The sequence below is a fragment of the Vibrio sp. VPAP30 genome, assembly GCF_001188205.1.
Classification (GTDB): domain Bacteria; phylum Pseudomonadota; class Gammaproteobacteria; order Enterobacterales; family Vibrionaceae; genus Vibrio; species Vibrio bivalvicida.
Genome location: NZ_LBLS01000019.1, coordinates 176,266 through 193,696, shown reverse-complemented (window position 1 = coordinate 193,696; position 17,431 = coordinate 176,266). Strand labels below are relative to the sequence as shown.

The 17,431-nt window shown below is 44.9% G+C and carries 19 protein-coding genes; 7 read left to right on the top strand and 12 right to left on the bottom strand.

The window, feature by feature from the left end; translation table 11 throughout:
• Positions 1 to 40: 40 nt before the first annotated feature.
• Genes ZX61_RS08650 through kefG form a run of 3 tightly spaced genes read right to left on the bottom strand, consistent with a single transcriptional unit; the run spans position 41 to position 2,629 of the window.
• Positions 41 to 235, bottom strand: coding sequence for a YheV family putative zinc ribbon protein (locus tag ZX61_RS08650; protein ID WP_004745859.1), 195 nt, complete (start codon positions 233 to 235; stop codon positions 41 to 43).
• A gap of 20 nt (positions 236 to 255) precedes the next feature.
• On the bottom strand, positions 256 to 2,052 hold the full coding sequence (kefB, locus tag ZX61_RS08645; RefSeq protein ID WP_049844265.1) for a glutathione-regulated potassium-efflux system protein KefB: 1,797 nt from the start codon (positions 2,050 to 2,052) through the stop codon (positions 256 to 258).
• Complete coding sequence (gene kefG, locus ZX61_RS08640; RefSeq protein ID WP_049844264.1) at positions 2,042 to 2,629, bottom strand: glutathione-regulated potassium-efflux system ancillary protein KefG; 588 nt, start codon at positions 2,627 to 2,629, stop codon at positions 2,042 to 2,044. The genes kefB and kefG overlap by 11 nt, the downstream gene beginning before the upstream one ends.
• Positions 2,630 to 2,786: 157 nt before the next feature.
• On the opposite strand from kefG, the gene ZX61_RS08635 reads away from it, so the two are divergent.
• The 6 genes from ZX61_RS08635 to crp all read left to right on the top strand — a co-directional run bounded on the left by ZX61_RS08635 (position 2,787) and on the right by crp (position 8,250).
• On the top strand, positions 2,787 to 4,709 hold the full coding sequence (locus ZX61_RS08635) for an ABC transporter ATP-binding protein (RefSeq protein WP_049844263.1): 1,923 nt from the start codon (positions 2,787 to 2,789) through the stop codon (positions 4,707 to 4,709).
• Complete coding sequence (locus ZX61_RS08630; RefSeq protein ID WP_049844262.1) at positions 4,706 to 5,185, top strand: TIGR02444 family protein; 480 nt, start codon at positions 4,706 to 4,708, stop codon at positions 5,183 to 5,185. Before ZX61_RS08635 ends, ZX61_RS08630 begins: the two co-directional genes overlap by 4 nt.
• A gap of 9 nt (positions 5,186 to 5,194) precedes the next feature.
• Positions 5,195 to 6,172, top strand: a complete 978-nt coding sequence (locus ZX61_RS08625) for a hydrolase (RefSeq protein WP_049844261.1) — start codon at positions 5,195 to 5,197, stop codon at positions 6,170 to 6,172.
• Between the two features lie 40 nt (positions 6,173 to 6,212).
• Positions 6,213 to 6,425 carry a YheU family protein gene (locus tag ZX61_RS08620; protein ID WP_049844260.1) on the top strand — a complete coding sequence of 71 codons (213 nt, stop codon included), beginning with the start codon at positions 6,213 to 6,215 and terminating at the stop codon, positions 6,423 to 6,425.
• 80 nt (positions 6,426 to 6,505) lie between these two features.
• On the top strand, positions 6,506 to 7,375 hold the full coding sequence (locus ZX61_RS08615; RefSeq protein ID WP_049844259.1) for a phosphoribulokinase: 870 nt from the start codon (positions 6,506 to 6,508) through the stop codon (positions 7,373 to 7,375).
• A gap of 242 nt (positions 7,376 to 7,617) precedes the next feature.
• Positions 7,618 to 8,250 (top strand): cAMP-activated global transcriptional regulator CRP, encoded by a 633-nt coding sequence (gene crp, locus ZX61_RS08610; protein WP_009602948.1) that lies wholly within the window; start codon positions 7,618 to 7,620, stop codon positions 8,248 to 8,250.
• Between the two features lie 245 nt (positions 8,251 to 8,495).
• Here the strand turns inward: crp and ZX61_RS08605 are convergent, their stop codons facing one another.
• From ZX61_RS08605 to ZX61_RS08585, 5 genes are all read right to left on the bottom strand, one after another.
• The gene (locus ZX61_RS08605; protein WP_049844258.1) at positions 8,496 to 9,287 is read right to left on the bottom strand and encodes a DUF1338 domain-containing protein; all 792 of its coding nucleotides are present in this window, start codon (positions 9,285 to 9,287) and stop codon (positions 8,496 to 8,498) included.
• Between the two features lie 184 nt (positions 9,288 to 9,471).
• Complete coding sequence (gene astD / locus ZX61_RS08600; protein WP_049844257.1) at positions 9,472 to 10,929, bottom strand: succinylglutamate-semialdehyde dehydrogenase; 1,458 nt, start codon at positions 10,927 to 10,929, stop codon at positions 9,472 to 9,474.
• Between the two features lie 35 nt (positions 10,930 to 10,964).
• A complete protein-coding gene (gene astA / locus ZX61_RS08595) occupies positions 10,965 to 11,984 on the bottom strand; it encodes an arginine N-succinyltransferase (protein WP_049844256.1) in 1,020 nt (339 codons plus the stop codon).
• A 198-nt stretch (positions 11,985 to 12,182) separates the two neighbouring features.
• Positions 12,183 to 13,397, bottom strand: a complete 1,215-nt coding sequence (locus ZX61_RS08590) for an aspartate aminotransferase family protein (RefSeq protein ID WP_049844255.1) — start codon at positions 13,395 to 13,397, stop codon at positions 12,183 to 12,185.
• A gap of 402 nt (positions 13,398 to 13,799) precedes the next feature.
• On the bottom strand, positions 13,800 to 14,387 hold the full coding sequence (locus ZX61_RS08585) for an aminodeoxychorismate/anthranilate synthase component II (RefSeq protein ID WP_049844254.1): 588 nt from the start codon (positions 14,385 to 14,387) through the stop codon (positions 13,800 to 13,802).
• A gap of 226 nt (positions 14,388 to 14,613) precedes the next feature.
• Here ZX61_RS08585 and ZX61_RS08580 point away from each other — a divergent pair, with 226 nt between their 5' ends.
• Positions 14,614 to 14,982, top strand: a complete 369-nt coding sequence (locus ZX61_RS08580; RefSeq protein WP_049844253.1) for a hypothetical protein — start codon at positions 14,614 to 14,616, stop codon at positions 14,980 to 14,982.
• Between the two features lie 183 nt (positions 14,983 to 15,165).
• On the opposite strand, the gene ZX61_RS08575 is transcribed toward ZX61_RS08580, so the two are convergent.
• The 4 genes from ZX61_RS08575 to ZX61_RS24540 all read right to left on the bottom strand — a co-directional run bounded on the left by ZX61_RS08575 (position 15,166) and on the right by ZX61_RS24540 (position 16,847).
• On the bottom strand, positions 15,166 to 15,510 hold the full coding sequence (locus tag ZX61_RS08575; protein WP_049844252.1) for a hypothetical protein: 345 nt from the start codon (positions 15,508 to 15,510) through the stop codon (positions 15,166 to 15,168).
• Positions 15,511 to 15,586: 76 nt separating this feature from the next.
• The gene (locus tag ZX61_RS08570) at positions 15,587 to 15,919 is read right to left on the bottom strand and encodes a hypothetical protein (protein WP_049844251.1); all 333 of its coding nucleotides are present in this window, start codon (positions 15,917 to 15,919) and stop codon (positions 15,587 to 15,589) included.
• A gap of 318 nt (positions 15,920 to 16,237) precedes the next feature.
• A complete protein-coding gene (locus ZX61_RS08565) occupies positions 16,238 to 16,564 on the bottom strand; it encodes a hypothetical protein (protein WP_049844250.1) in 327 nt (108 codons plus the stop codon).
• A 58-nt stretch (positions 16,565 to 16,622) separates the two neighbouring features.
• Positions 16,623 to 16,847 (bottom strand): hypothetical protein, encoded by a 225-nt coding sequence (locus ZX61_RS24540; protein WP_235431313.1) that lies wholly within the window; start codon positions 16,845 to 16,847, stop codon positions 16,623 to 16,625.
• Between the last annotated feature and the right edge of the window lie 584 nt (positions 16,848 to 17,431).

Below are 17,431 nucleotides of genomic sequence, written 5' to 3'. Positions count from 1 at the left end.
TTCTATCGGGGTATTATGGGGATGATTTGTAGAAACTCAATCAATCAGGCTTAAAAATGCCGATCATTTCCTGACCGCCATGCTCCGTTTTCTCAACGGACTGAGGTTGACGCTGGTCTTGGTGACCGCACTCAACACACTCTACTAACTCAATATTGTTCTCTATCCACCAGCGCAAAGTGTCTTGTGCAGAACACTTGGGGCAGCTGGCACCTGCGATAAATCTTTTTTTCATCTTACAACTCAGTTATTGGGCTAATCCCAGAAGTTTTTAGCTTGCTGATCGCTCTCGAGCTCTCGGCCAAATATCTCTTCCAGTTCTTTACGGGCTTCTTTGGCTCTTTGGGCCAATTGTTTGTCATCATTGTGCTGAGGGAGCAACTCCTTGAGCATAGCATTATCAAGCTTTCTGAAATGCGCCTCAGCTCGCTTTGCTTGATACGGGTGCATGCCTAAATTGATCAAGGTTTGACGGCCAAGATCTAGAGCGCCCAAAAAGGTTTCGCGCGAGTAGTTATCTACGCCATGACTTAGTAACTGATAAGCCTCGACTCTACTGCGGGCACGAGCGAGCAGTTTTAGAGCAGGGAAATGTGTTTGGCACAGCTCGATAATCTTCATGATCTCATCAGGAGAGTCAGTACAGATCACCATCGCCTCTGCTTTATCCGCACCTGCAGCTCGTAGCAGGTCTAGTTGAGTCGCATCACCGTAAAACACCTTGTAACCGTACTTACGCAACAGCTTAATCTGACTCGCGTCACTTTCTAACACTGTGACTTTTATTTTGTTGGCGTACATCAAACGGCCAATGATCTGCCCAAAGCGACCAAATCCGGCAATGATGACTCGTGGTTGTTTGTTGACCACATCACTTTTAAGCGCCTCAACCGAATCTGCGTTCAGACCACGGGCATACCATTTGTTCTGCGCCATTAATAATAGAGGGGTCGTGACCATAGACAAGCTGACCACCACCAATAGAAAAGCGGTCTGATTGTGATTTATCAGGCCTTCACTGCTTGCCGCAGTAAAGATAACAAAAGCAAATTCACCGCCCTGACTTAGTATCGCCGCCATTTTACTACGTACTTTGGCACTGCTACCTGCTAAGCGCGCCAGTAGATAGAGGATTAACCCTTTTACAATAACTAGACCAACAACGGCCGCTATTACTGCAAAGGGCTCTAATGCGAGTAAGCCCAAATCAACAGCCATACCGACAGCAATAAAGAATAAGCCGAGCAACAAACCTTTAAACGGCTCTATGGCAATTTCGAGCTCATGACGATACTCACTCTCTGCCAGTAACACTCCCGCCAAGAAGGTGCCAAGTGCCATAGACAAGCCAAGGTGTTTCATGAGTAGAGCAATACCGATAACCAACAGCAGAGCCGCGACGGTAAATAGTTCTCTTACGCCACTTAACACCACGTAACGAAACAGCGGTCTCAATAGGAAATGGCCACCAACCAACAAGCCTCCAACACCACCAAGCATCCATAGTGCGTCAAGCCAGTCCCCCGCTGTATTGCCCGCCAATATAGGAAGAATCGCCAACATGGGAATCACTGCAATATCTTGGAACAGGAGGACAGCAAAACCAGATTGGCCAGTTTCACCGCCTGCTAACCCTTGCTCTTCAATCACACGTAGGGCAATCGCCGTAGAAGAGAGTGCTAGGCCCATACCTATTACTAAGCTGGTCTGCCATGTTGTACCGGCAATATAGGCAACACTGGCGAGAATAAGAGTTGTCACTACAACCTGAGCGCCCCCCAATCCCAATATTGGCCCTTTCATCTGCAGCAGCTTCTTTGGATTTAGTTCCAAGCCAATCAGGAACAGCAATAGCACAACGCCAAATTCAGCAAAATGGAGAATCGCTTCTACATCACGGATCAAGCCGAGTCCCCAAGGACCAATCGCAACACCCGCAAGTAAATAGCCCAGTACAGAACCAAGACCCAGTCGCTGAGCAAGCGGCACTGCAATAACTGCAGCCGTCAGAAAGATCACACTACTCTGGAGAAAATCACTTTCAAGCGCCATTGCCACCTCCTACTACTTGTTCAGTATAGATTAGCAATGGATTATTCAGCCATTGACGGTAGGTCTCTGCATGTTGATAGCGCTCCATTTCACTGACGTTACGCGCCCAATAGAGCACCAATGGTTCTATCCACTCCATCTGACAAAGTGCTGCAGTTAACTCAAACGGCTGAAGAATTTCATCGAGTGGATAACGGTTGTAGCCACTCTTGCCATAGGCTTCCTCTTTTCCACCAGTGGTAATCACACTACGCCAGTACTTTCCTTTAAGCGCTTCTCCCTTTCCGTACGCAAACCCCTTACCTAGAACACGATCTAACCATTCTTTAAGCAACGCTGGACAAGAATACATATAGAGGGGGTGATGAAAGACAATCACATCATGCTCGTTGAGTAACTGCTGCTCGGCTGGGACATCAATGAAAAAATCGGGATAGTGTGCATAAAGATCGTGCACAGTGACGTGATCAAGCGATTCAATCTTCTTGATCATCATTTGATTGGCCACTGACGTCTGTGACTCTGGGTGGGCATACAGCACCAACACCTTAGGTTTGTCGGATGATAAAGTCTGCATTCCTTCGACAGCAATCCTTGTATTAAGAACGTATTATGTTGTTTTTATAGGTTATCAGTTTGTTATACGTGGTTAGCACAAATAACGCAATGATCGACATAGCTCGTTAACTACCCTACTATTCGTCGCAATACGAGCAAAGACAAAGCAAAAGATTATGATTACCTTCTCTGGCATCCAGCTTCTTCGAGGTGGCAAGCCACTTCTCGACCAAGCTTCTGCGACCATTCACCCAGGCGATAAAGTTGGTCTAGTTGGCAAAAACGGTTGTGGTAAATCGACCCTTTTCGCCTTAATTAAAGACGAGCTCTCTATTGATGCAGGTAACTTTAGTAAGCCTGCCCATTGGGAGATGGCGTGGGTGGCGCAAGAAACCCCTGCTTTAGAACGCAGCGCGATAGAATACGTTATTGATGGTGATCGCGAGTATCGCCGTCTTGAAGCGGATCTAGTGACAGCAGAAGAGAAAGACAACGGGACGTTAGTTGCAGAAATCCACGGCAAGATAGAAACCATCGGCGGCTACAGTATCCGCGCGCGTGCCGCTGAGCTGCTTGACGGTTTAGGCTTTAGCCAACAACAGATGAGCTGGAACCTGACTCAGTTTTCGGGTGGTTGGCGTATGCGTCTAAACCTTGCACAAGCGCTGCTTTGTCGCTCTGATCTTTTGCTCCTCGATGAGCCGACCAACCACTTAGATCTTGATGCCGTAATGTGGCTAGAACGTTGGCTACAAAACTACCCGGGCACACTAATGCTTATTTCACACGACCGCGATTTCTTAGATCCTATCGTGGCTCGTGTCATTCATGTCGAGAACCAACAGCTCAATGAATACACTGGTAACTACTCTTCATTTGAAGAACAGCGTGCACAAAAGTTGATTCTACAACAAGCTCAGTTTGAGAAGCAGCAAAAGCAAATGTCGCATATGCAAAGTTATATTGACCGCTTCCGCTATAAAGCTTCCAAAGCTCGCCAAGCACAAAGCCGAATTAAGGCGCTGGAACGAATGGAGAAAGTGCTTCCTGCTCAGCTTGATAACCCATTTAGCTTTCAGTTTAGACAGCCAGATGCGTTACCAAACCCCATTCTCATGATGGATGAAGTCTCGGCAGGCTATGGTGATAACCTGATTCTAGACAAAATTCGCCTTAACCTAGTCCCTGGCAGCCGCATCGGTCTGCTGGGTCGCAATGGTGCGGGTAAGTCAACCCTAATCAAGCTGCTGTCTGGCGAGCTTAACCCTCAAGGTGGTGATCTGACGTATTCACAAGGGGTTAAGATTGGCTATTTTGCTCAGCACCAGTTGGAAACTCTGCACCCAGAAGAAACGCCGCTTCAACACATGATGCAAATAGCCCCAGATAAGAACGAGCTTGAACTGCGTAACTATCTGGGTAGCTTTGGCTTCCAAGGTGAGAAAGCGCTAGAGAAAGTAGCACCCTTTTCTGGTGGCGAAAAAGCTCGCTTAGTACTGGCGTTGGTTGTATGGCAAAAGCCTAATCTGTTACTGCTCGATGAACCGACCAACCACCTTGATCTGGATATGCGTCAAGCACTGACGATGGCACTGCAAACCTTCGAAGGGGCAATGGTGATTGTATCGCATGACCGTTACCTGTTACGCGCAACAACCGACGACTTGTACCTAGTTCACGACCGCCAAGTCGCACCGTTTGATGGTGACCTTAATGATTATTACAAATGGCTGACAGAACAACAAAAAGCAGAGCGCCGAGAAGCACAAGCTCAACAACCAGAAAAAAGCTCAGAGAATAGTGCCGCGGCAAAGAAAGATCAAAAACGTCGTGAGGCGGAGTTCCGCAAGCAAACAGCACCAATTCGCAAAAACCTGACAAAACTTGAAACAAAAATGGATAAGTTGGGCACTAAACTGGCGGAAGCAGAAACGCAATTATCAGACAACTCACTTTATGATGCCGAAAATAAAGCTAAACTTAACGAAGTGTTAGCGATTCAGGCCGATAGCAAAAGTGAGCTAGAAGACGTCGAAATGGAATGGATGGCTCTGCAAGAAGAGCTAGAGAATATGGAGCAGGAGTTCAATAGCCAATGAGTTCAAAGCACGTCGTTATTTCTTTAACACTGGAACGTTTGTGGCAATTTAGCTTGCAGTACTACAGTGTGCGAGAAGTAAAAGAGGCGTGCCTTCACCTGCAAAACCATTTCAAAGGTAACGTCAATCTTCTGCTGCTGCTCAAATGGCTTGATGAGCAGCAGGTCTGCTTTCAAGAACAAGACTGGCACAAGGTCGAAGAGTGCCTTGGCCGCTCAGAAGCCTTACTGCACAGTTACCGCGAGCTAAGACGTAAACTAAAGCTCCACCTTCCAGATACCTTGTATCGTGAATCGCTACAATTTGAGCTGCAATTAGAAAAACAGCAGCAATCTGATCTTGTCGATTGCATCAATGGAATAGAACTAGAACTCAATCATGCCGAACCTCTTACCTTACGTTACTGCCGCCAATTGGGCGGTGAGCAACTGTATGAGGCTTTTGCTGAGCCTATCGATAATATCGCCAATCTCTAGAGAGCCTTTATGACTCATTTTGTTGCCGCTAAAGGGTTAGCCAATCCGCATCTACAAACTCTTGCCCCGCGCTTTATTCGTAAAAAAGCGTTGTTTGAACCGATTTGGCAAACCCTAGATACGCCAGATGGGGATTTTCTCGATATCGCTTGGAGTGAAGATATCAATGACAAGTCAGTAAAAGACAAGCCCATCTTTGTCTTATTCCACGGTTTAGAAGGATGCTTTTACAGCCCTTACGCTAATGGACTGATGGATGCGTTTGCCAAACAGGGTTGGCTGTCTGTGATGATGCACTTTCGTGGCTGTAGCGGTAAACCGAACAAGCTTGCCCGCGCCTATCACTCTGGTGAAGTAGAAGATGCACGTTTGTTCCTTGAGCAGCTTGATTCGCTGTTCCCACAACAAACCAAAGTGGCAGTCGGGATCTCTCTGGGTGGTAATATGCTGGCGAACTACCTAGCTAAATTCAATCAAGAGCCTTTGATTGATGCTGCGACCATAGTCTCTGCCCCACTGGATCTTTCTGCTTGCTCTGAGCGTATCGAACAGGGTTTCTCCAAGCTGTATAAAAACTACCTGCTGTCGTCACTGAAAAAAAGTGCGCTGCAAAAACACCACCTGTTAAAAGGTGAGCTTGGTTTGAGTTATCAGCACATCAAACGTGTTACTAAGCTGTACGAGTTTGATGATCTGATTACCGCCCCACTTCACGGTTTCAAAGATGCCGAAGATTATTACCAGCGCTGCTCGGGAATCCATCGCCTTAAGGAAATCACCCTACCAACCCAGATCATCCACGCGAAAGATGATCCGTTTATGACTGACGCTGTCATCCCTAAATACGTCTTACCCGATAACATTGACTATCGACTATTCGAGCAAGGTGGGCATGTCGGATTTGTCACTGGCAGTGCACTAAAACCAAGGTTTTGGCTCGAAGAAGCTCTTCCATCTTACTATGAAAGCTTGGCTGTTTCGGCCTAACCCATCACCTGCGTCTTAATCATAAAATAAAGAGGTATTTATGATCATTCCATGGCAACAAATCGAGCCAGAGACATTGGAAAATCTCATTCGAGAGTTTGTACTACGCGAAGGGACAGACTACGGAGATGTTGAAGTGTCACTGCAAGATAAAATTGACCAGATACGCACACAGTTGGAGTCTGGTGAAGCAGTTGTGGTATTTTCAGAGCTGCATGAAACCGTCGATATTCAACTTAAGCGAAAACTTTAACGCATCGCATACAGTGATTAGCCACTAAAGCGTGCTATAGTGGTTTTCGTTTAAAGGATTAGATTACGACAAGGTTTGTCATGTCAGCAAAACACCCAATTATTGCGGTGACTGGTTCATCAGGCGCCGGTACCACAACCACTTCAGAAGCATTCCGCAAGATGTTCAACATGATGAACGTCAAACCCGCATGGGTTGAAGGAGACAGCTTTCACCGCTTCACGCGCCCTGAGATGGATGTCGAAATCCGTAAGGCACGAGAGCAAGGTCGCCATATCAGTTACTTTGGCCCCCAAGCGAACGACTTCAATGGCCTTGAGGAATTCTTCCGAAAATACGGCCAAGAAGGTATTGGGCAAATTCGTCGTTACCTACATACGTTTGATGAAGCTGTTCCATACAACCAAATGCCAGGCACCTTTACGCCTTGGCAAGATCTACCAGAAAACTCCGACGTGATGTTTTATGAAGGCCTGCATGGTGGTGTCGTCGATGGCGAGGTCAACGTATCTCAGCATGTTGATTTTCTGATTGGCATGGTGCCTATCGTTAACCTTGAATGGATTCAGAAATTCGTCCGCGATACGCGCGATCGAGGTCATTCGCGTGAAGCTGTGATGGACTCTATCGTTCGCTCAATGGATGACTATCTGAACTACATCACACCGCAGTTTTCTCGCACTCACATTAACTTTCAACGCGTACCGACCGTAGATACATCTAACCCGCTCAACGCCAAAGGTATTCCGAGTTTAGATGAAAGTTTTGTTGTAATCCGATTACGAGGAATTAAAAACGTCGATTACCCATATCTACTGGCAATGATTGATGGTTCATTTATGTCACGTCACAACACAATTGTTGTGCCAGGCGGCAAGATGAGTTTTGCAATGGAGCTTATCGTACGTCCGATACTCCAACAGCTCATTGAAACGGGTAAAATTGGCTAAAACTCACAGCTAGAACACGATTACTTTTCATACCGTGATCATGTGCACAGTTTTGCGTACTAAAACCCCAGTTGTACCCGATTAAAATCAAGAAATCGTTTTCGAAAAAGGATACTATTTCTTACCGAAACACAAGTTGGCTTGCAGCATTTGTAAAGTGCTCTTATCCTAGTAGGTCTTGATTAAGGCTTAGCTAAAATATGGAAAGCGGCAAGCGTACCCTGCAGAGGAAGTGAGATATTATGGTTCTAGGTAAACCTCAAACCGACCCAACATTAGAGTGGTTTCTGTCACATTGTCATATTCATAAGTACCCTTCAAAAAGCACGCTTATTCACGCGGGCGAGAAGGCTGAAACTTTGTACTACATTGTTAAAGGTTCAGTAGCGGTTCTTATTAAAGACGAAGAAGGTAAGGAAATGATCCTTTCTTACCTAAACCAAGGTGACTTTATCGGTGAACTTGGTCTATTCGAAGAAGACCAAGAGCGTACAGCATGGGTTCGTGCTAAATCTCCTTGTGAAGTTGCGGAAATCTCGTTTAAGAAATTCCGTCAACTTATCCAAGTAAACCCAGACATCCTAATGCGCCTTTCATCGCAAATGGCAAGTCGCCTACAAGTGACTAGCCAAAAAGTAGGTGACCTAGCATTCCTAGACGTAACTGGCCGTATTGCTCAAACGCTATTAAACCTAGCGAAGCAACCAGATGCGATGACTCACCCAGATGGCATGCAGATTAAGATCACTCGTCAGGAAATCGGCCAGATCGTTGGCTGTTCTCGTGAAACAGTAGGTCGTATTCTGAAGATGCTAGAAGAGCAGAACCTAATTTCTGCCCACGGTAAAACAATCGTTGTTTACGGCACTCGTTAATTTCGATTAACCGCTAAAATTTTCAAAGCCACCAATGGAGACATTGGTGGCTTTTTGTTTATCGAGAATCGAGAATCGAGAATCGAGAATCGAGAATCGAGAAAATTATGGCTTATTAAGGGCTCGTTTTGTCAAAACCTTGAGGACTTAAGGCTCCATCGCATCACCATTAGACCCCACCCTCTCGAAAGGCGCAGCCCGTTCTAAACTCTCGCAGGGCGAAGCCCGAATCTCGACTCTTATCTCTACCCGTTAGTACTTTCGAAGATCTTATCAGCAGAGGCTGCAACAAACCCTGGGTAAAGTTCACCATTACTCATTGGGTAGCGCTTAGCAAACTCGTAGAAGCCACCAGGGATAACCTCACTGCCCTCAGTAAAGGTCACCTCGACCTTATCAGCCATAGTTGACGATTGCTCTAGCAGCACATCTGGAGAGCCTTTCACTTCACCACCAAACTCATTGATGGTAAAGCCGGAATCGCGTAGATGGTCATTGACACCTTTTACTTCTTCAAACGCATTGAGCTGATTGACGCTTACGGTAAAGTGATTAGCACCATAACCATGCGCTGCCAGCCAAGAAGCGTACTCACTCTCTTTAGCTAGCGTCTGGAAGTCAGCAAAGCTAATGTCCCACAAACGACCACCATACAAGAACTCATGACCTTTTAGCTTACTGGAGTCTAACTGCTCGACAAGTTTAGCGACGATAGCTTGTAGCTGTGCAGAGCACTCTTCAACTTTCAGTTCGCTGATAAATACTTTCGGCTGTTTTGGATCTGGGTGCTCAAAGTGTTTAGCCACCAGCTTCTTACTCTCAAACACATAGTCACCGCATGGCTTGTAGCCTACGTCTAAGAATGGTTGTGCAAGCGTAGCAATGCCCAGCGGTTCTACATTGAAAGTACGCAGAGCAATGTGATCATTGATCAGCGCTTCATCTTCTTGCAGAAGTTGGTGGACTTGTTCAGCAGAGGGACATAAGCGTTGAATATAGTCATTCCATAACTGTTGGAATAAAACATCTGGCGTCATAACGCCTCCTTGTAAGGGTGGTTTACGTAAATGGAGTATCAGTAGTTATATGTCTAATTATAAAAAAGGCCATCTAACCAAATGTGTCCAGAAAGTTTGATTAGATAGCCTTCAACCTGTGACGTTTAAAATGCCTCCCGGCTCGGGGAGGCTAGAAGGGAAATCCCTAAAATTTAATTATATTTTATAGTTCTACACCTGGGCTTAAGGTCGCAGGAAGAAGTGTTTCTCCCCCTTCCATCGAAGCCATAGGGTAAGCACAGTAATCTGCTGCGTAGTAAGCACTTGGGCGTAAGTTGCCCGATGCACCCGGGCCACCAAATGGCGCGTCACCGCTTGCACCTGTTAACTGGCGATTGCGGTTTACGATGCCTGCGCGAATATGGTCAACAAAGTACTCCCATTCGCTATCGTCAGTAGAAACTAAGCCTGCTGATAGACCAAAGCGAGTATCGTTGGCTAACTCAACCGCTTTCTCTAAACCTTGATAACGAACCACTTGCAATAGCGGGCCGAAGTACTCTTCATCTGGCAGCTCTGCAATCGCGGTAACATCAATGATGCCTGGTGTTACAAACGCGGCTTCTCCGGCTTTAGCTTCAATTAAGCTCTCGCCACCTAGCGTTTGTAGATTTGCTTGAGCTGCAAGAATAAAGTCAGCAGCGGCTTTAGAGATCTGAGGCCCCATAAATGGTGCAGGCTCAGCAAATGGCTGATCGACACGAATCTTATTGGTTGCTGCAACTAGCTTGCTGACCATTAAGTCACCTTTGTCACCCACTGGAACATACAGGCGACGTGCACAAGTACAACGTTGACCTGCACTGATAAACGCAGACTGAATGATGGTGTAGACGGTCGCATCTACTTCTCCGTAATTTTCAGAGATCACCATAGGGTTGTTACCGCCCATTTCGAGCGCTAGCATCTTGCCCGGTTGACCTGCAAATTGCTTATGCAGAATATGGCCCGTGTTGGCACTACCTGTGAATAGCACACCATCTAAGCCTTTAGAATCAGCCAGCGCGATACCAGTTTCTTTAGCACCCTGCACTAGGTTGATCACCCCTTTCGGCAGACCAACTTGATCCCACAGTTTCATCGCAAACTCACCCGTTAACGGTGTTTGCTCTGACGGCTTAAATACCACGGTATTACCTGCCAGTAGCGCAGGCACGATATGACCGTTTGGTAGGTGTCCTGGGAAGTTATATGGGCCAAATACCGCCATTACGCCTAATGGGCGATGACGAAGGACGATTTGGTTACCTGCTGCCTCACGCTGAGCTTCACCGGTGCGGTCATGGTAAGCTCGAATTGAAATCGCAATCTTACCCGCCATCGCCGCCGCTTCAGTACGTGTTTCCCAAATTGGCTTACCGGTTTCTTTAGCGATGATTTCAGCAATTTGCTCGCTGTTCTCTTTTACCTTTTCCGCAAAAGCGAGAACGATCGCTTCACGCTCAGCAAAGCTTAATTTCTTCCAACCAACGAATGCACTGCGTGCCGCCGATACCGCTTGCTCAACTTGCTGCGGTGTTGCGCTGTCGCCTTGCCAGATAACTTCATTGTTGTATGGGCTTTGTGAGTTCATCGACTCACCTTGGCCTGCAACCCATTCGCCCGCAATCCAATGTGTCATAGCTTGTTCCTTGACATTTTCCTTAATACAAAGCTCTATTGAGCCAACATGCGAACGAATTCGCCTTCGTTAACTTTGAGGGCATTCGCCACTTCAGGAGACAAAATCACTGAATCTGAAGCCTGATCGTAAGCCGCTTTCGCAGCAGTTGCGCGGAAGTCTTCAAACGACGTGTTTGAAATTAGGTAGTCTTGAGAACTGGTGTGTTCCGCAACAGTCACCTTCGCTCTGAATGAATGACGAACCGACTCGATATTGCGTACATCACACTCAACCGTTGGGCCGCCATCAAAGATATCGACATAGTTACGGCAAGTGAAACCTTCTTTTTCCAATAGGCGTAAAGCAGGTTTGGTGTTTTCATGAACTTGACCAATCACCGCTTGAGCTTCTTTACTCAATAGGTTGATGTAGATTGGCAGTTTAGGCATAAGATCCGCGATAAAGCCTTTCTTACCGATACCCGTTAGGTAATCCGCCATAGTAAAATCAATCGAGAAGAAATGCTCTTGCAGCCATTGCCAAAACGGTGAGTTACCTTCTTCATCCGATACACCGCGCATCTCAGCAAAAACGGTTTTAGAGAATCTTTCTGGATGTTCTGCCATCATTAGAAAACGACACTTCGACATCAGTCTGCCGTTCAAACCTTGGCGGAAAGACGGTCTTAAGAACAGAGTACAGATTTCACTGCAGCCGGTGTAGTTATTACCAAATGTCAGCAGTTTAACCACATTGTTAACACCCAGCTTAGCCGATGAGTGAACAATGGTACTGATATGGTAAGAGTAAAATGGCACATCCCAACCAATGGATGCTTCAATACCGGTACAACCAGCAACTTCGCCAGTTTCGCTATCAAAGCCAACCATTAGGTAGCCTTCATCACCCGGCTCGTTTACGTCCGGCTTGGTAAAGCTATATTCTGAATGGGTAATGCGATTGGTTAACAGTTCTTCGTTAACCGGTAGAGATGTAAATCCATGACCTGATTCTACTGCGCATGTATGTAACGCATCGTAATCCGACATTGCGATAGGGCGAACAACCAGCATCAAAACTCCCTCCTGATGTAGTGAGCGCTAGCACTCATTGGTTATCGTTTTTTACTTTCACTTTTGTCATTCCCTACACTAAGGAACGAACGTGATAGGGAATCTCTCAACACGATGCGAGAGATCCCCAACTCGGTCGTGCCTCCCTCTTGAGGATGACACTGTTTATATCGATATGAGTACTAGACTAGGTATTTCTTATTTAACTAGCGTCGCTAGAGCTTTATCTAGTCGCGCTAATCCTTGATTAATTTCTTCCGTGCTGATCACTAGTGATGGGGTAAAACGAACCACGTTTGCACCAGCCACTAGAACCATGAGACCTTCTTTGCCAGCAGCCACTAACACATCACGTGCGCGACCTTGCCACTCATCATTAAGCGCAGCACCTAAAAGAAGACCTTTGCCGCGAACTTCCGCGAACATGTTGTACTTATCATTAAGCTTAGCTAAACCGTCACGGAACAGGGCTTCACGCTCTGCAACGCCAGCCAATGTTTCTGGTGCACTGACGACATCAACCACGGCTTCAGCGACTGCACACGCTAGTGGGTTGCCACCGTAAGTCGAACCATGAGTACCGACTTTTAGGTGCTTAGAAAGCTCAGTAGTGGTTAGCATTGCGCCGATAGGGAAACCACCACCTAAAGACTTAGCCGTGCTTAGGATGTCTGGCGTAACACCCAAACCTTGGTATGCGTAGAACTGACCAGTACGACCGTTACCTGTCTGTACTTCATCAAAAATCAGTAGGGCATTGTGCTTATCACATAGCTCGCGAACCGTCTGAACAAATTCGTCAGTTGGAGATACAATACCGCCTTCGCCTTGCAGTGGCTCCATCATGATGGCACAAGTGCGATCAGAGATATGCTCGCGCAGCGCTTCAACATCATTGTATGGTAGGTGAGTCACATCACCTGGTTTAGGACCAAAACCGTCAGAGTACGCCGCTTGACCACCGACGGTTACGGTAAAGAAAGTACGGCCGTGGAAGCCTTGTTTAAATGCAATGATTTCAGATTTTTCAGGGCCAAACTTATCTACCGCATAACGACGCGCCAATTTCAGCGCTGCTTCATTTGCCTCGGCACCCGAGTTAGCGAAAAAGACTTTCTCAGCAAAGCTGACTTCAGTGAGCTTTTTTGCTAAGCGAAGAGCAGGTTCGTTGGTCATTACGTTACTCAGGTGCCAAAGCTTCTGACCTTGCTCAGTTAACGCATTTACCATTGCTGGGTGACAATGACCTAGACAGCTCACGGCGATACCACCGGCAAAGTCGATGTATTCCTTACCTTGCTGATCCCAAACACGAGCACCCTCGCCTTTTACCGGAATCATTTCCATTGGGTTATAACAAGGTACCATTACCTCATCAAACAAACCGCGTTCTACGTTATTTTCTACAGTCATTGCACATTCCCTCTTGATACCGCATGCATAGCGAATATGGTGTCCTTACTTCTATTCAATGAAATAAGATATTGTCTTGCTATAAAGCAACCACGGCATTGTATTTACATTTAATTAACCATTTCAATAGTGATTTATTCTTTTTAGTGCCCGCTATGGAGTCTGATAGTCACTACCTCTGAGTATTTATGCATCACGCCACTTGTTTTATGAAGCAATATATTCTTATAGCTAAGATAAGCTATGGTTAATCATAGTTTGGATAAGGGCTGCGGCGTAGGCAAGACAAACTCTGCGCATACTTTTTCACAAACTATCCGCATGGTGAATTATGAAAGAAATGTTAAGAAAGGTGATCTAAGTCAGGCTTTAACCAAACAAAAAACGGTCAAAGGTAGCGTTTTAAAGTGGCTTTCGAGCCAAAAAGTTAGCGAGGACCTGATGACCTTGCTCTGTTTTAATCGACTCAGGATGAAACTGCACCGCATCAATCGGCAAGGTTTTGTGCTGATAGCCCATGATCTCATCCATTGAACCATCTTCAAGCTCTGTCCAAGCGGTCAGCTCAAAACAATCTGGCAAGGTGCCGTTCTTAACCACCAATGAGTGGTAACGCGTTACCGTTAGCGGATTATTAAGCTTTGAGAACACACTGCTATCATTGTGACAAATCGGTGAGGTTTTACCATGCATAACCTGACGTGCACGTACTACCTCGCCACCAAACACCTGCGCAATCGCCTGATGGCCCAAACAAACACCAAGAATTGGCAACTTTCCAGCAAAGTGTTCAATCACGCTTAAAGAAATACCCGCTTCGTTGGGCGTACACGGCCCCGGGGAGATAACCAAATGGGAAGGATTTAACGCTTCAATCTGTTCAAGCGTGATTTCATCATTACGCACTACCTTAACCTCTGCCCCCAGCTCACAAAAATACTGGTACAGGTTGTAGGTAAAAGAGTCGTAATTATCGATGATTAACAGCATTACTCGAAGACTAGCGTTGATAAATTTCTTGGTTAGGGGCGGTATTGTGCAATACAGGACAAGAAAGGCAAGCGGTATCGACAAGATAATTTCATCTTCAACTGTCAAACAACAACTGATAGAACGCACAAATACCACTGGCACTTATATACAAAAAACACATTTGTAATATAATTCGCACGCTCATTATGGGCTAGGTCTATTCAAATACAATTAAGAGATTCAAATGAAACTAAAAGCATTACTTGTTAGCGCCCTATCAGTGCTAACTCTATCAGCTTGCCAAACTCTATCGCCAGAGGTTCCGACACCGACAGCTAGCAAGGAAACTATTAACGAAGCACAGAAAGCCCTAGCTGAATGGGACGGGTTTAAAGTATCTGATGATGGCATCATTTCAACTCAGGAATCACTTCCTTCTGGGTACTACTGGCTTACTAGCACAGTAAAAACTTGGGGACGAAAAGTATCGTGCGATAATCTACGTTACTTTGTAGAGAAAGGCATGGTTGTCAGCATCCACTTTAAAGGTCCGCGTGGTCGCTATGATGCTTACGACGAGCAGCGCTGCCTAGAAGAAGATCAGTACCTTTAAAACAATAACCGCCACATGATGTGGCGGTTTTTGTTCATCGACATATTTCAGCCTCTTAGGTCTAGGGAATACAGCTTGCAAAAATGCCCTGTGTTACTTCCCTTCCACCTCTCAGCATCAGAACGAAAATCAGCGGAGCCTTAGTCATAATACGGCTGACCCCACACATATTAACTTTCGAAGCTAATCATACAAATACATTGACGTGATTACTGGTGTAGAGTACTCAGACCAACAGCCCGTTGTTTGTATTAACACTCTTTTTCCCGAAGCTTTAGCAGCCAATAAAGTAGAATAGATCTCTTTGGCTAGAGGGTTAGCTTGTAACCCAGACATTATTAAAACTGGCGTACTATCTTTACACCCATCATTAACAGGAAGATCGTAAATATAAACCCTTGGTGTACCAGTAGAAATAATTTGTATTTTTTTACCTACCAAACTAGTTTCAACAGAGGTCCCTGCCACAGAGTAGCCACTAGCCAGAAATAAAATCAAGACTACATAATTAAATGTATTTCTAAACATGCTAAACCTATATTATCTAACAATAACTTAATTTTTGGGGTCAGGTCTAATTAGATTGACTAACTAGAAATATTTTTTATTTATTAGCAGCATTTAGCAATACATACTCAAGTTCACACCTAGGATGCCCTTCTACAACTCTCATTTGAATTCTTTTATCTGACATATACGCAGAAAGCAGTGCTGAGTATACTTGAGAGGCATTTGAAGATGATGGATTCAAGGTGAAGTACACATCAGAAACAGGGGTGCAATTTGCCAGCTTCTCATTAAAGGGCGTGCTAACATAAATATCTCCAGAAGTAGAAACGTAAAGCTGTTCAATCTTGGAGATACATCCCCAACTTGCGCATTCATCAGCAATAGTGAAACTTGACCAGAATGCCATTAAGAAAGTTAATGCCTTCATATAGTACCTATAAATATTATTTTATTTAACAACGTAAACCATCAGGGTCAGGTCTTGCGTTTTGACACAATACGGCTGACCCGTGAATAATTAATTCCAAGTGGTGTCTGATTTATTTTTGGGTATAACCACCACTCGTAAATGCAGCGACTATCGCACTGTCTCTATTAGGCTCTGAATGTTCATATTCCTCTAAAGACAGTGGCTTCGCTCGCCTTTGTTTAGCGGGAACTTCTTGCGTATCCCCAATTTCTAAAGTCAAAAAGCAATTACCCGACCCAACTCAATTTCATATAGATTTCACTGTTAAATTACACGCTACTCGACAACAATGTATCCGACTCGACAGTAGCCCTGGCTACTACCATCTTTATTGGTATATATAGTTACATTTGCACCTGCGAACTTAGCAGACAAAATGGCACTAACATAGGTCTCGTAGTTGCTATGCGACTTGTTAAGGTACGCCCACTGATGGTTTCCACACAGTGTAATGCCACTAGCCAAAGTAACTCGAAAACCAAAATTTTCTTCATCTGCAACATCAATTTGACCAAGTTTCCCTTTTTGAACGCCATCCCAAGCAAATAAGTTGGAAGAGAAAACGGCAGCACTTAAAACTAAACAACTAAGTATTTTTTTCATAATAATTTTAGTTTAACCCGTATAAAATATTGATGACAAAGTAATAGTGAACATATGACTATTGCTCTAACCAAATACGGTCAATATTCGGGTAACCGCCTTCATTACCGCGCATCTGAACTGACACTTTTTTTCCAGTCGATAAAGCAGTCAGTGCCGTAGAATAGAAAAGCTTAGCGAAGTCTGGGTTGTCACTTATCTTCACACTGCCTGCGGTATAATAATTTAAACTTATTCCCGCCTTACTGGGCTCTCCTGAAGGCATGGCTGTATCAAAATACATCAAAATTAATCCACCCGAATTGACGTATAAGTTGGTCACCGTTCCTGAGTAATGACAGTATCCACCATGACTGGCGCTGCATACGGGCGCGGAAGCGTTAGCACTAAAGCATACAAATATGCTTAAGAACAAAAATAACCTTATAATCAAAATGTATTCCTATTTGTGTTCCATATAATATGGGTTAATCTGGATGTTAGTTAAATTAAGCAAATCATTGCCATTTAGTAACTCTGTTCTAGGCAACCACAGAACGAATGCCTTCACAAACTTCAGTATTATGAAATGCTAAATTAAAATTGCTTGTAAACGCCGTTAGAACCACTGACAATTAGAGGTTCGTGACTGCTTCGTTTGGGTATTTAACTCGATAAGAAGAACTACCCAATTTGACCAATTTTCCCTTTTTGAACGCCATCCCAAGCAAATAAGTTGGAAGAGAAAACGGCAGCACTTAAAACTAAACAACTAAGTATTTTTTTCATAATAATCTCTTTTTAACCCGCCTAAACAATGAAATTTAGGCATTGATGTATAGAATATATTTGGCGTTAGTATCAACGCCTCATTTTTTCATTCTGAGT